The organism is Aeromonas sp. 6P (assembly GCF_051919525.1).
In the GTDB taxonomy this organism is placed as follows: Bacteria; Pseudomonadota; Gammaproteobacteria; order Enterobacterales; family Aeromonadaceae; genus Aeromonas; species Aeromonas veronii.
Genome location: NZ_JBQBEO010000002.1, coordinates 1,638,033 through 1,650,957, shown reverse-complemented (window position 1 = coordinate 1,650,957; position 12,925 = coordinate 1,638,033). Strand labels below are relative to the sequence as shown.

The window sequence follows — 12,925 nt, the reverse complement described above, 5'->3', positions numbered from 1 at the left end:
CGCCCCTTACATCGAGCTGTATTTTTCACGCAACCGCTGACGGACAAACTCGGCCAGGGTGTTGAACAAAAAGGTGAACACAAACAGGACGAAGGCCGCGAGGAACAGTACCCGATAGTGGGAACTGCCCACTTCCGATTCCGGCATCTCCACCGCGATGTTGGCGGCGAGGGTGCGCAGCCCCTGGAACATGGAGAAGTCCATGATGGGGGTGTTGCCGGTAGCCATCAGCACGATCATGGTCTCGCCCACGGCGCGGCCGAGGCCCATCATCACCGCAGAGAAGATGCCCGGGCTCGCGGTGAGGATCACCACCCGGCTCAGGGTCTGCCACGGGGTGGCCCCCAGCGCCAGCGAGCCTTGGGTCAGGTGCTTGGGCACCGAGAAGACCGCATCTTCAGCGATGGAGAAGATGGTGGGGATGACCGCAAAGCCCATGGCGATACCGACCACCAGCGAGTTGCGCTGGTCAAACTTGATGCCCATTTCGTGAGTCAGCCAGATGCGCGAATCGCCGTGCATAAAAGCATTCTCGATGAGCGGGCTCAGGGCGAAGGCCCCCCAGCCAATCAGCAGCAGCACCGGGATCAGCAGGATGGCGTGCCACCCCTCCGGCAGCAAGGACTTGCCGCGCTCCGGCAGATAGTTCCAGAGCAGTGCAGTCAGCAGCATCCCCATCGGCAGCAATACCAGTAGCAGGATCACCCCGGGCAGCGCCCCCTCGATGATCGGCGCCAACCACAGACCCGCCAGGAAGCCCAGGATAACGGTCGGCAGCGCCGCCATGATCTCGACCGTCGGCTTGACGTATTTGCGCAGCCCCGCCGACATGAAGTAGGCGGTATAGATGGCACCGGCCACGCCGAGCGGCACAGCAAACACCATGGCGTAGAAAGAGGCTTTCAGCGTACCGAATACCAGCGGCACCAAACTCAGCTTGGCTTCAAAGTCATTGCTGGCGGAGGTGGATTGCCACACATACTGGGGCTCCGGATAGCCTTCGTACCACACCTGTTGCCAGAGGGCAGACCAGGTCACTTCGGGGTGCTCGTTCTCCACCGAGAAGAGCTTGAAGGTATTCCCTTGCTGCATCAGCAGCAGGTTGTGACGGGGGGAGATGGCCAGAGCAGAGAGTTCGCCCCCTTCCACCGTCTCGGTCAACAGCTTGGTCTCGCCGGTGGCGTGGAAGAAGCTGATGATGCCGTCCTTGTCGGCACTGATGAAGCCTTTGCGAAAGTGCTCGGGAGTCAGCAGATCTACCGCGCCATCACCCTTGAAGTCACGAATTTGGGTGAACTGGCGTTTGCCATCCTTCGCCACTTCGAACCACTGAGAAATCACACCGTTGTCATTACCCACCAGCAGTGAAGAGGCGCCGGAGAGCAGCTGAACCCGGGTCACATTGGCGTTGGGGGCATTGATCTCCAGCACGTTGCGCAGGGAGATTTCGCTCAGGTTATGAATGTCATAGACGGAGAGGCGATTGCCCTCGCGCACGAACAGGATCCGCAGATTGGGGGTCAGCAACATCTGATCCACATGGCGCGGCAGGGAGGGAATCGTGTAGTTTTCACTGCTCCACTCAATCTCCCCGGAGATGAAGTTCTCCTCACCGCTCATCACCGTCATCACGCCACGACCATCTTCGGTCACGGCGGCGGTCGCCATCTTGTCCTTGGTGGCTTCGAACACCATCAGTTGCAGCGCCTTCCCTTGCGGGTCGATCACCACAGGCTCTTCGCCGAAGGGATATTGCAGGCTGGGTTCAATCACCCGCACATCGTTGGGATAGGAGACCTTGAACGCTGGCTGGACGATCTGCGCCTTGCCATCGGCAAAGCCGTAGGCGATCAGCCGCTGACCAGGAGCCGGGGTCGCTACCGTGGTGATGTCACCAGCAACCTGGGCCTGACCCAGTGACTGGCCGACCTTGATCTTGTCATCTCCCTGCACCGCAAAGAAGTTGACCTGCCCTTTATCGCTGAAGCGATAGCCGATCTCGTTCTGCTCTTCCACGCCGAGCCAGGCGGTCTTCCCTGCGGCAGGCAGGGTAAACGAGGCGGTCGGCTCCATGGAGGCGCCATTGAAGATGGGTTTCACCACATAGAGCAGATAAAAGAAGATAAGCAGCAGCGCCACCAGTACCAGGGCTCCGCCTGTGGTGACGCCATATTTGGCCAATTTATCCTTGATCCGGCGTTTTCTACTGCCCGCCATGACCAGGTTTAACGATTCCGATGACATGCAAGACCTCAATGTAAGCTAGGCTTCGCGGCATTATATGGCGGTTGCATGACAGTTTTGTTACATCGAGAACGCTTTAACAGAGGTTGTTAGCGGAAAAATGAGCGGGGATCCTTTCGAAGGCGGGTGAACGCAATATATTGTTTATAAAGGGATATTTATGATGGTGATCAGCAAGGGCAGCCTGCGCTGCCCCCGAATGATTCAGGAAAGGGTATCGTTTGATTGTTGCAACGCCAGTTTGGCCGCCTTTTTCTCGGCGCGGCGGCGCTTGAAGAAGGCCGACAACTGAGCCGAGCAGGCATCGGCCAGCACACCACCGGTCAGCTCGACACTGTGGTTGTGGCGCGGGTCCTGCAAGATCTCGAACACCGACCCCGCGGCACCGGTCTTGAGATCTCGGGCGCCGTAAACCACCCGCTTGACCCGGCTATGGATCAGCGCACCGGCACACATACAGCAGGGCTCCAGCGTCACATAAAGAGTGGTGTCGAGCAGGCGGTAGTTCGCCAGCTGCTTGCCCGCCGCCCGGATTGCCATCACCTCGGCATGGGCACAGGCATCGTGTTCGCTGATGGAGCGGTTCCACCCCTCTCCCACCGCCTGACCATCCAGCACCAGTACGGCACCGACCGGGATCTCGCCAATCCCTTCGGCCCGGGCGGCCAATGCCATGGCATGGCGCATCCACTGTTCGTCCTGCTCGGTTTGACTCGGTGTCTCTGGGACCTCTGATGGTTTCACGCCCATCCCCTCTTTATATTGTTCAATTGTGCTGTTTGCATTCCAGCTATCCACATCTGTCAGATAATTCCATAGATAGCAGGCATGAGAGCTCGCGGTGACAGGGCGGCGATTATGCCAAATCTGCACGTCAGACCCAAGCCGCATCCCGACTGAGCAATAAAGAAGCAATCAGCATCTCTATGATAAAAAAGGAGTTGCACCCGTTTGGCCATGCTATTAGACTTCCTCCCCGTCAGCCGAGTCTGACTCCGTCGGTGTGTAGCGCAGCCAGGTAGCGCATCTGCATGGGGTGTAGAGGGTCGGAGGTTCGAATCCTCTCACACCGACCATTTTCCCCGAGAATAGCCCAGTCAAACGACTGGGCTATTTTTTTGCCTCCGATTTATCCTCCTGACAACGCCAGCCTACCAAGAACAAAAAACACTCAGAACCACTTGAATCTTTTTGCCGAACTCATTAAGATGCGCAACTTTCCGCCGGTAGACAACACAGGGAGGTGGAAACACGAGTGAAGGGATCACTGTCCGGCTTGCGTGCAACACAGGACCAGGCATGAACCAGAACACCGATTTCGCACCCGCCATTACGCTTTATTCCGTTCCTCACGACACCCCTTGCCACACCGAAAGCGAAAATGAACAGGTCATTCAGCTGGATGTGATCGATCTTGCCGAACCGGATGATGACTATTGAGCCCGGCCAGATGGCCGCTCAATCACTGGGGCATCGCCTGTTCAACACACTCAGTTTCACACCCTTGGCGAGAAATCTGCAAAAAACGACAAACTGCTAATTCTATCAAGGATGACAGTATTATTGACTGATGCGTCTCCCCCTTTCCTCTCCAGCATCCCCCCCGACAATTGATACAAACCTACGTTATTGCGCTTCACTTTCCATCGTTGCAACCGCTGGTGCCAACAGAGCCTGCATCACCACACCAAGTTTAAAACGCACGTTCACCAACTGGGTCTAGCAATAGCAAAACATTCATTGCCACATTCAAACGCAATTTATACAGCTGTTTTGGCAAAGCCTGGAGTTAGGTCGGGATTTGTTTTTGCATTTGTAATTTTATTACGTAATAAGTTACAAAATGAGGGGCAGGGTAACGGCCCAAATTAGCCGTTGTCCGATGGGAAAAAGCAGGAGCATAACCATCTGTGTAGAGCTTTTACACCAACCAAATAAAGCAATAAAAAACATCAACTTAATCATATCCAAAAAACAGGTGTTTAAAAAAAACTGTTGACGTACTCAACAATATTTCGCACCTTATCAATCGTGTTACCCCGTTGTTGCGGGAACGTTTCAGGAACAGGGATTCGACTTTAGTCGTAGTTAGTAAGTTCAAAATGTAATTCTCAAAGGAGTGAACCTTATGTCGGCACCGGCTCAGACCCACTGCAGCGCCCGCCTTCGCATCCAGGGCGAGATGCTGCCCGAATACGCGCAAATTCTGACGCCGGACGCGGTGGCTCTGGTCTCCGAACTGGTGGAACGTTTTGCTCCCCAAAGAGGGGAATTGCTGAAACAACGTGTGGCACGCCAGGCCCGTATCGATGGCGGCGAGCTGCCGGACTTCCTGCCGGAAACCGCCCACATCCGTGAAGGTGACTGGACCATTCGCGGCATTCCCGCCGACCTGCAAGACCGCCGTGTGGAGATCACCGGCCCGGTCGAGCGCAAGATGGTGATCAACGCCCTCAACGCCAACGTCAAGGTGTTCATGGCGGACTTCGAGGACTCACTGGCCCCCGCCTGGAACAAGGTGATCGAGGGCCAAATCAACCTGCGCGATGCGGTCAACGGCACCATCTCTTACACCAGTCCGGAAGGAAAGGCTTATACCCTGAACGCCGATCCGGCCGTCCTCATCTGCCGGGTGCGCGGTCTGCACCTGCCGGAAAAACATGTCACCTTCGATGGCGAGCCCATCCCCGGCGGTCTGTTCGATTTTGCCCTCTACTTCCTGCACAACTATCAGGCGCTGCTGGCCAAAGGCTCGGGCCCCTACTTCTACGTGCCCAAGTTGCAGAGCCATCTGGAAGGGCGCTGGTGGAGCGAAGTATTCGCCTGGACCGAGGACAAGTTCGGTCTGCCCCGTGGCACCATTAAGGCCACCGTGCTGATTGAAACCCTGCCAGCCGTATTCGAAATGGATGAGCTGCTCTATCAGATGAAGGATCACATCGTTGCGCTGAACTGCGGCCGCTGGGACTACATCTTCAGCTATATCAAAACCTTGAAGAACCATCCGGATCGGGTCCTGCCCGACCGTCAGGTGGTGACCATGGACAAGCCGTTCCTCTCCGCCTACTCGCGGCTGCTGATCAAGACCTGTCACAAGCGCGGTGCGCTGGCGATGGGCGGTATGGCTGCCTTTATTCCGGCCAAGGACGCGGCCGTCAACGAGCAGGTCTTCGCCAAGGTCAAGGCCGACAAGGAGCGCGAAGCCAACAACGGCCACGACGGTACCTGGGTCGCCCACCCTGGCCTCGCTGATACCGCCATGGCGGTGTTCAACGCCACCATTGCGGCGGGTGCCAAGAACCAGATAGGCGTACTGCGCGAGCAAGATGCCCCCATCACCGCCACCGACCTGCTGGCCCCCTGTGAGGGCGAGCGCACCGAGGCGGGGATGCGCACCAATATCCGGGTTGCCCTGCAATATCTGGAGGCTTGGATCAACGGCAACGGCTGCGTCCCCATCTACGGTCTGATGGAAGATGCCGCCACCGCCGAGATCTCCCGCACCTCCATCTGGCAGTGGATCCGCCACGGCAAGAGCCTGTCTAATGGCAAGGTAGTGACCAAGGCGCTGTTCCGCCAGATGCTGGCCGAGGAGCTGAAGGTGGTCAAAGCCGAGGTGGGCACAGCACGCTGGCAGGCAGGACGCTTTGCCGAGGCAAGCGAGCTGATGGAAGAGATCACCTGCGCCGACACCCTGATCGATTTTCTGACGCTGCCCGGTTACGAGCGGCTCTGAATCACGGGCCCCCAGCGGGGCTCGCCAATAACAAGTCAATGGAAACGTGAAATCAATGAAAGAGGGAACTGATATGGCACTGACCCGTGAGCAACAGATCCAGGCTATCGAGAAAGACTGGGCGGAAAACCCCCGCTGGAAAGGGATCAAACGCGGCTACAGCGCCGAAGATGTGGTGAACCTGCGCGGCAGCTTGCAGCCGGTGCACACCCTGGCTCAGCGCGGTGCCGACAAGCTGTGGGGCCTGATCCACGGAGACGCCAAGAAAGGCTACGTCAACTGCCTCGGCGCCCTGACCGGCGGTCAGGCGGTGCAGCAGGCCAAAGCGGGGATCGAGGCGATCTACCTCTCCGGCTGGCAGGTGGCAGCGGACAACAACTTGTCCTCCACCATGTATCCGGATCAATCCCTCTACCCGGCCAACTCGGTACCGTCCGTGGTGGAGCGCATCAACAACTCCTTCGCCCGTGCCGACCAGATCCAGTGGGCCAACAAGGTAGGATCGCAGGATGAGGGCTTTATCGACTACTTCCTGCCGATCGTGGCCGATGCGGAAGCCGGTTTCGGTGGCGTGCTGAACGCCTTCGAACTGATGAAGGGGATGATTGAAGCGGGCGCCGCTGGCGTGCACTTCGAAGATCAGCTGGCATCGGTGAAAAAATGCGGCCATATGGGCGGCAAGGTGCTGGTACCGACTCAGGAAGCGGTGCAAAAGCTGGTTGCCGCCCGTCTGGCAGCCGATGTGTGTGGCACCACCACGCTGGTGATCGCCCGTACCGACGCCAACGCCGCTGACCTGCTGACCACTGACGCCGACCCGTACGATGCAGATTTCCTGACTGGCGAGCGCACTGCCGAAGGGTTCTACAAAGTGCGTGCCGGTATCGATCAGGCCATCGCTCGCGGTCTGGCTTACGCCCCCTACGCCGACATGGTGTGGTGTGAAACCGCCAAGCCGGATCTGGACGAAGCGCGTAAATTTGCCGAAGCAATCAAGGCCAAGTTCCCGGATCGCATCCTGGCCTACAACTGCTCCCCGAGCTTCAACTGGAAGAAAAATCTGGACGATGCCACCATCGCCCGCTTCCAGCAGGCGCTCTCCGACATGGGCTACAAGTACCAGTTCATCACCCTCGCGGGTATCCACAACATGTGGTTCCACATGTACGAACTGGCCTACCAGTACGCCCGTGGCGAAGGGATGAAGCACTACGTCGAGATGGTGCAGGAGCCGGAATTTGCCGCAGCTAGCCGTGGCTACACCTTCGTGGCGCACCAGCAGGAGGTCGGTACCGGTTACTTCGACAAGGTGACTACCGTCATTCAGGGTGGCCAATCCTCGGTCACAGCCCTGACCGGCTCCACCGAAGAAGATCAGTTCCACTAATAAGAGAGCTGCCTTGAAATAGCAAAACCCCGGCCTGATGCCGGGGTTTCTTTTTATCTGTAATTCAAACGAAAGTCAGGCCACAACCGCACACCGCAGAGAGGATCAGAGCTCGAGGATCTCTTTGACAAAGGGAATGGTGAGCTTGCGCTTGGCGCGAAATGAGGCGTTGTCGAGCTGATTGAGAGTGGTAAGCAGGGTTCGCATATCGCGGGAGAGTCGGTTGAGCAGGAAGCGGCCCACATCGATGGGCAATTTGAAGCCCCGCAGCTCGGCGCGCAGCTGCAGGGCACTGAGCTTGCCTTCATCATCCAGCTCTTCGAGATGGAAACTGACACCCCAGTCGAGGCGCGAAGCGAGATCCGGCAGTTGCAGTCCCAGTTTACGCGGTGCGCTGCAGCCGGTGACCACCAGCGTCCCCTCGCCCTTCTCCTGCCAGCGGTTGTAGAAATCGAACAGCGCCCGCTCCCACACGGCATTGCCGGCGATCGCCTCGAGGCTGTCGAGACAGACCAGCGGCAGGCTTTCGAGGGCATCGAGCATGCTGGGATCGAGCTGTTCAAACTGATCGAGAGAGAGATAGGCCGCCGCCGCATCGCGGGCATTGACCTCGGCACAGGTGGCATGGAGCAGATGAGAGCGTCCGGATCCCTTGGCTCCCCAGAAATAGAGGAAAGGCGATCCCTGACCGATGGCCGCATTCTTGAGGGCGGTGATCAGATGAGCATTGTTGCCGGGATAAAAACTGACGAAGGTTTCATCATCCGGTAGTTGTACGGCTAAAGACAGTTGTGCCGGTTGCTTCACTCGTTGGGCTTTGACTGTGACATTTGTGGCTAAGTGTATCATCGCAAAGGCAGATAGAGAACCGCCCGGACAAGCCGGGCGGTCTACAAAAGCCTTATAAAATCAGGGCTGCGACCATTGGTAACGCAAACCGCTGCCATTATCGTCAACCTTGCGCAAACGACTCTCAAGTTGCAGCGCCCGTACCAGCTCGGCCTGATCCCCTTGCAGGGTAAAGTTGAAGGTGACCTGGTCCCCCTCCAGCTTGCCGATCGCCACCTTGCTGACGTTGGCCATCCCCTGCAGCATCTTCTGCACGGCGATCATGCTGTCCACTTCGGAGAGGCCATCTACCACCAGGGTCTGGCTGGTTGCCGGACCAGAAATGCGGGCACCGTAGTTTTTCACCAACCAGGCCGCCAGGGTATCGGTAAACCCTTGCGCCACTTCGGCCTGAGTGCCGGTGCTATTGCCACGGGTCAGCTCGGTCACTTCACCGGCTGCTTTGGGGCCGTAGAGTCCCCAATCGATGCTCCACTTGTCACCTTCCGGTGTCAGCTTGCCCAACACCACCATCTCGGCGCCATAGCGCTGGCTTGCCTGCAAAATCGGGTCGGCAAAGCGTCCCCAGACGTCGGTGGCACTGACCGCCATGTTGTCATCGAGATCCATCAGCGGAATGCTGATGGGTAGCCCCAGCGTCTGGGCCTGCTCGCGCAAGGCTTGCGCCCAACCATCGCTGGATTGATCCGCCAGCAGGCGACGCTCCCCCTGATCCACCACCAGCCAGATCGCCATCTGGGGACGCGCCGGGCCAAGCAGGGCAAACTGGCTCTCGGAGACCAGGCTGTTGACCTTATCACTCTTGAACTCGGCTTTCAGATACTTGACGGAGTCCTGATCCTGATAGCCATAGCTTTTGACATAGTCGCCCGGGGCCGCCAGCGCCTTGACCACCACCGGCTGGGTGAGGATGTCGCGCTTGCCGGTCACCTTGATCAGCACCTGACCCAGTGCCTGCCCCTGAGCGGCCACCATGTCGCCACTGGTCGGGGCCTTGCCCTGATAGAGGTCGGTCACCTGAGCGGCCGAGGCCATGAATGACAAGCCGCAGCAGAGGGCGGTCACAACACGTTTGAACATGAACAGAGTCTCGAAATGGGAGAGTGTGCTTATGGTAGCGGCAAGGCGCGTCCTGCGGCAAGGCTGGCACAAGCGGCCACAAACAGCAGAGCCGGCGATGCGCCGGCTCCGATCACCCCTTCCACATGGGAAGCAGGTTAAGGCATAAACTTATTTGGTACCGAAGATCTTGTCGCCTGCATCGCCCAGACCCGGCACGATGTAGCCTTTCTCGTTCAGCCCCTGGTCGACAGAAGCGCAGTAGAGCTCTACGTCAGGGTGAGCGGCTTCCAGCGCCTTGATCCCTTCCGGCGCGGCAACCAGTACCAGCACCTTGATGGATTGGCAGCCTTTCTTCTTCAGCAGATCGATGGTGGCGATCATGGAGCCGCCGGTGGCCAGCATCGGATCGATGACCAGCGCCAGACGCTCTTCGATGTTGCTGACGATCTTCTCGAAATAGGGAACCGGTTGCAGGGTCTCTTCATCGCGGTAGATACCGACCACGCTGACGCGGGCGCTCGGCATGTGCTCCAGCACGCCATCCATCATGCCAAGACCGGCACGCAGGATCGGTACGACGGTTACCTTCTTGCCCTTGATCTGGTCAACTTCTACTGGCCCATTCCAGCCATCGATGATAACCTTCTCGGTTTCGAAGTCAGAGGTAGCTTCATAGGTCAACAAACTGCCCACTTCTTTGGCCAGTTCACGGAAACGCTTGGTGCTGATATCGCCTTCACGCATCAGACCGATCTTGTGTTTGACCAGGGGGTGTTTGACTTCAACGACTTTCATTATTATCTCCTCTAACCTGCCGCAAAAAAAATCGCGGAATCATACAACAAAAGCCCCCGCTTGTAGAGCATTTCCGCGCAAAAACGCGCAAACGATTTCCTTTCTGGTTTTTCACCGCCACTGTTAGAATACGCCCCGAATTTTACCCTCCACTTCTTTACATGACGGGGAATACTCGTGACTGACAAAACCTCACTGAGCTACAAGGATGCTGGCGTAGATATCGATGCCGGCAATGCACTGGTTGAACGTATCAAGGGCGTGTCAAAGCGCACTCGTCGTCCTGAAGTCCTTGGTGGTCTTGGCGGCTTTGGGGCCTTGTGTCAAATCCCTGCGGGCTACAAGGAGCCGGTACTGGTCTCCGGTACCGATGGTGTGGGCACCAAGCTGCGGCTGGCCATCGACCTGAAGAAGCACGACACCGTGGGCATCGATCTGGTGGCCATGTGCGTCAATGACCTGATCGTACAGGGCGCCGAGCCGCTGTTCTTCCTCGACTACTATGCGACCGGCAAGCTGGACGTGGACACCGCGGCCGCGGTGGTCACCGGGATCGGTGCCGGTTGCGAGCAGTCAGGCTGTGCCCTGGTGGGCGGCGAGACCGCCGAGATGCCGGGTATGTATGAAGGGGAAGACTACGACATCGCCGGTTTTTGCGTCGGTGTGGTGGAAAAGAGCGAAATCATCGACGGCAGCAAGGTCGGTGAAGGGGATGCCCTGATCGCCCTGGCCGCCAGCGGCCCTCACTCCAACGGCTTCTCCCTGATCCGTAAAATTCTGGAAGTCTCCAAAGCCGACGTGCATCAGCCGCTGGGTGACACCACCCTGGCCAACGCGCTGCTGGAGCCGACCCGCATCTATGTGAAACCTGTGCTCAAGCTCATCAAGGAGTGCGAGATCCACGCCCTCTCCCATATCACCGGCGGTGGCTTCTGGGAGAACATCCCCCGCGTATTGCCTGCCAACACTCAAGCGGTGATCGACGAGCAGAGCTGGCAGTGGCCGGCGGTGTTCAGCTGGCTGCAGCAGGCTGGCAACGTCACCCGTCACGAGATGTATCGCACCTTCAACTGCGGTGTCGGCATGATCATCGCCCTGCCCGCCAACCAGCTGGAGAAGGCGCTGACCCTGCTCAAGGCGGAAGGTGAAAATGCATGGCACATCGGTCATATCGCCAAGGCAGCAGATGGTGAGGAGCAGGTCGTCATCAAATGATGCGGATCCTCGTCCTAATCTCTGGCAGCGGCAGCAACCTGCAGGCGATCCTCGACCACTGCGCCAGCGGCAAGATTGCCGGTGAAGTGGTCGGCGTTATAAGCAACAAGGCCGATGCCTATGGTCTGGTTCGCGCCAAAGAAGCTGGCGTGGCGACCTCCATTCTGGCCCAGCAGCAGTTTGCCAGCCGGGAGGAGTATGACACCGCCCTGCTGGCGCTGATGGCAGACTATCAGCCGGATCTGGTGGTGCTGGCCGGGTTTATGCGGATATTGAGCGGCGATCTGGTGCGACATTTCGCCGGCAGGATGATCAATATCCACCCCTCCCTGCTGCCCAAGTATCAGGGCCTGCACACCCACCAGCGCGCCATAGATGCCGGTGACAGTGAACACGGCGCCAGCGTCCACTTTGTCACCGAAGAGCTGGACGGGGGCCCGGTGATCCTGCAGGCCCGCGTGCCCATCTTTGAAGGGGACACGGCGGACGAGGTAGCGGCACGAGTACAGGCGCAGGAGCACAGCATCTACCCGCTGGTGGTACGCTGGTTCTGCGAAGGCAGGCTGCAGATGGTAGATGGCGCCGTGCAACTGGATGGCGCCCTGCTGGGCCCCGCTGGTTACGCCTGCGAGTAACAGCTAACAACTGCATGTCAGATACAACAAGGGAGGCTTAGGCCTCCCTTGTCATTTCTACCTACCGCACGATGGCAGCGGTTAGGTCGGATTACTCGGCCAAGCGACCCTACACCGGATTGTCGATATCGATAAAGGTCACATCCAGCCCGTGCACGGTCGCCAGCCACTCCCCCAGCGCCTTGACGCCGTAACGCTCGGTAGCGTGATGGCCAGCGGCGTAGAAGTGCATCCCCATCTCGCGAGCGGTGTGAATGGTCTGCTCGGAGGCTTCACCGGAGATAAAGGCATCGATGCCCTGCTCCGCCGCCAGATTGATGTAGCTCTGACCGCCACCGGTGCACCAGGCCACGGAACGGATAAGCTCGGGGCCGCTGTCGCCACAATAGAGTGGTTCGCGGCCAAGGCGCTCGGCAATCAGTTTGGCAAAGTCGGCGCCGCTCATCGGCTCTTCCAGCTTGCCCACCATGGCGACGCTCTTGCTGTTCCACGGCTCCAGGCCGCGGCGTACCTTGATGTCGAGCAGCTTGGCTAGCTGGGCGTTGTTACCCACCTCGGGATGGACATCCAGCGGCAAATGGTAGGCAAACAGGTTGATATCGTGGGTCAGCAGGGTCTTGAGCCGACGCTGCTTCATGCCGGTGATCTGGGCCGGTTCACCGCTCCAGAAGTAGCCGTGATGGACCAGAATGGCATCGGCCTCGGCAGCCACCGCCGCGTCAATGAGCGCCTGACTGGCGGTGACACCGGTCACTACCTTGCGAATGCGCTCACGCCCCTCCACTTGCAAGCCGTTGGGGCAATAATCCTTGATGGCGTGCGGTTCGAGCAGATGATTCAGTACGGTTTCGAGTTTTCGATGAGAGATCATAGGGGTCCCTTATTAAGGCTCGGTCCCCTGCTTTACCAATAAAAACAGGGCCCAGGCTCAAAGCGCCAAGGGCCCCATGATAATCGAGCCGGGCCGTCAAGACCATGACAGCCCCCACACAGTGCGGTTTC

11 protein-coding genes and 1 tRNA gene are annotated in these 12,925 nt (G+C 58.4%); 6 read left to right on the top strand and 6 right to left on the bottom strand.

Annotated features, from left to right (window positions below):
* Positions 1-6: 6 nt before the first annotated feature.
* Together ACTG2J_RS07865 and tadA are read right to left on the bottom strand one after the other, a co-directional pair.
* Positions 7-2,244, bottom strand: coding sequence for an ABC transporter permease subunit (locus ACTG2J_RS07865; RefSeq protein WP_113738719.1), 2,238 nt, complete (start codon positions 2,242-2,244; stop codon positions 7-9).
* Between the two features lie 204 nt (positions 2,245-2,448).
* A complete protein-coding gene (tadA, locus tag ACTG2J_RS07860) occupies positions 2,449-2,994 on the bottom strand; it encodes a tRNA adenosine(34) deaminase TadA (RefSeq protein ID WP_265177488.1) in 546 nt (181 codons plus the stop codon).
* A 249-nt stretch (positions 2,995-3,243) separates the two neighbouring features.
* Between tadA and ACTG2J_RS07855 the strand changes: the two genes are divergently transcribed.
* The 4 genes from ACTG2J_RS07855 to aceA all read left to right on the top strand — a co-directional run bounded on the left by ACTG2J_RS07855 (position 3,244) and on the right by aceA (position 7,367).
* Positions 3,244-3,320 (top strand) — tRNA-Pro (locus tag ACTG2J_RS07855).
* A gap of 223 nt (positions 3,321-3,543) precedes the next feature.
* Entirely contained in the window at positions 3,544-3,684 is a 141-nt protein-coding gene (locus ACTG2J_RS07850; RefSeq protein WP_005334106.1) for a hypothetical protein, read from the top strand.
* 688 nt (positions 3,685-4,372) lie between these two features.
* Complete coding sequence (aceB, locus tag ACTG2J_RS07845; RefSeq protein WP_113738720.1) at positions 4,373-5,980, top strand: malate synthase A; 1,608 nt, start codon at positions 4,373-4,375, stop codon at positions 5,978-5,980.
* 73 nt (positions 5,981-6,053) lie between these two features.
* On the top strand, positions 6,054-7,367 hold the full coding sequence (aceA, locus tag ACTG2J_RS07840) for an isocitrate lyase (protein ID WP_113738721.1): 1,314 nt from the start codon (positions 6,054-6,056) through the stop codon (positions 7,365-7,367).
* A gap of 105 nt (positions 7,368-7,472) precedes the next feature.
* Here aceA and hda read toward each other — a convergent pair whose 3' ends face one another.
* The 3 genes from hda to upp form a co-directional block, all read right to left on the bottom strand.
* Positions 7,473-8,174 (bottom strand): DnaA inactivator Hda, encoded by a 702-nt coding sequence (gene hda, locus ACTG2J_RS07835; RefSeq protein ID WP_013723920.1) that lies wholly within the window; start codon positions 8,172-8,174, stop codon positions 7,473-7,475.
* Positions 8,175-8,276: 102 nt separating this feature from the next.
* Positions 8,277-9,296, bottom strand: coding sequence for a DUF2066 domain-containing protein (locus tag ACTG2J_RS07830; RefSeq protein WP_113738722.1), 1,020 nt, complete (start codon positions 9,294-9,296; stop codon positions 8,277-8,279).
* A gap of 150 nt (positions 9,297-9,446) precedes the next feature.
* A complete protein-coding gene (upp, locus tag ACTG2J_RS07825; protein ID WP_005334115.1) occupies positions 9,447-10,073 on the bottom strand; it encodes a uracil phosphoribosyltransferase in 627 nt (208 codons plus the stop codon).
* Positions 10,074-10,250: 177 nt separating this feature from the next.
* On the opposite strand from upp, the gene purM reads away from it, so the two are divergent.
* Both purM and purN read left to right on the top strand, forming a co-directional pair.
* Positions 10,251-11,288 (top strand): phosphoribosylformylglycinamidine cyclo-ligase, encoded by a 1,038-nt coding sequence (gene purM, locus ACTG2J_RS07820; protein ID WP_021231046.1) that lies wholly within the window; start codon positions 10,251-10,253, stop codon positions 11,286-11,288.
* Positions 11,285-11,923, top strand: a complete 639-nt coding sequence (gene purN, locus ACTG2J_RS07815) for a phosphoribosylglycinamide formyltransferase (RefSeq protein WP_113738723.1) — start codon at positions 11,285-11,287, stop codon at positions 11,921-11,923. Before purM ends, purN begins: the two co-directional genes overlap by 4 nt.
* 109 nt (positions 11,924-12,032) lie before the next feature.
* On the opposite strand, the gene ACTG2J_RS07810 is transcribed toward purN, so the two are convergent.
* Positions 12,033-12,794: a Nif3-like dinuclear metal center hexameric protein gene (locus ACTG2J_RS07810; protein ID WP_118853618.1), complete on the bottom strand. Its 762-nt coding sequence runs from the start codon at positions 12,792-12,794 to the stop codon at positions 12,033-12,035.
* Positions 12,795-12,925 lie beyond the last annotated feature (131 nt).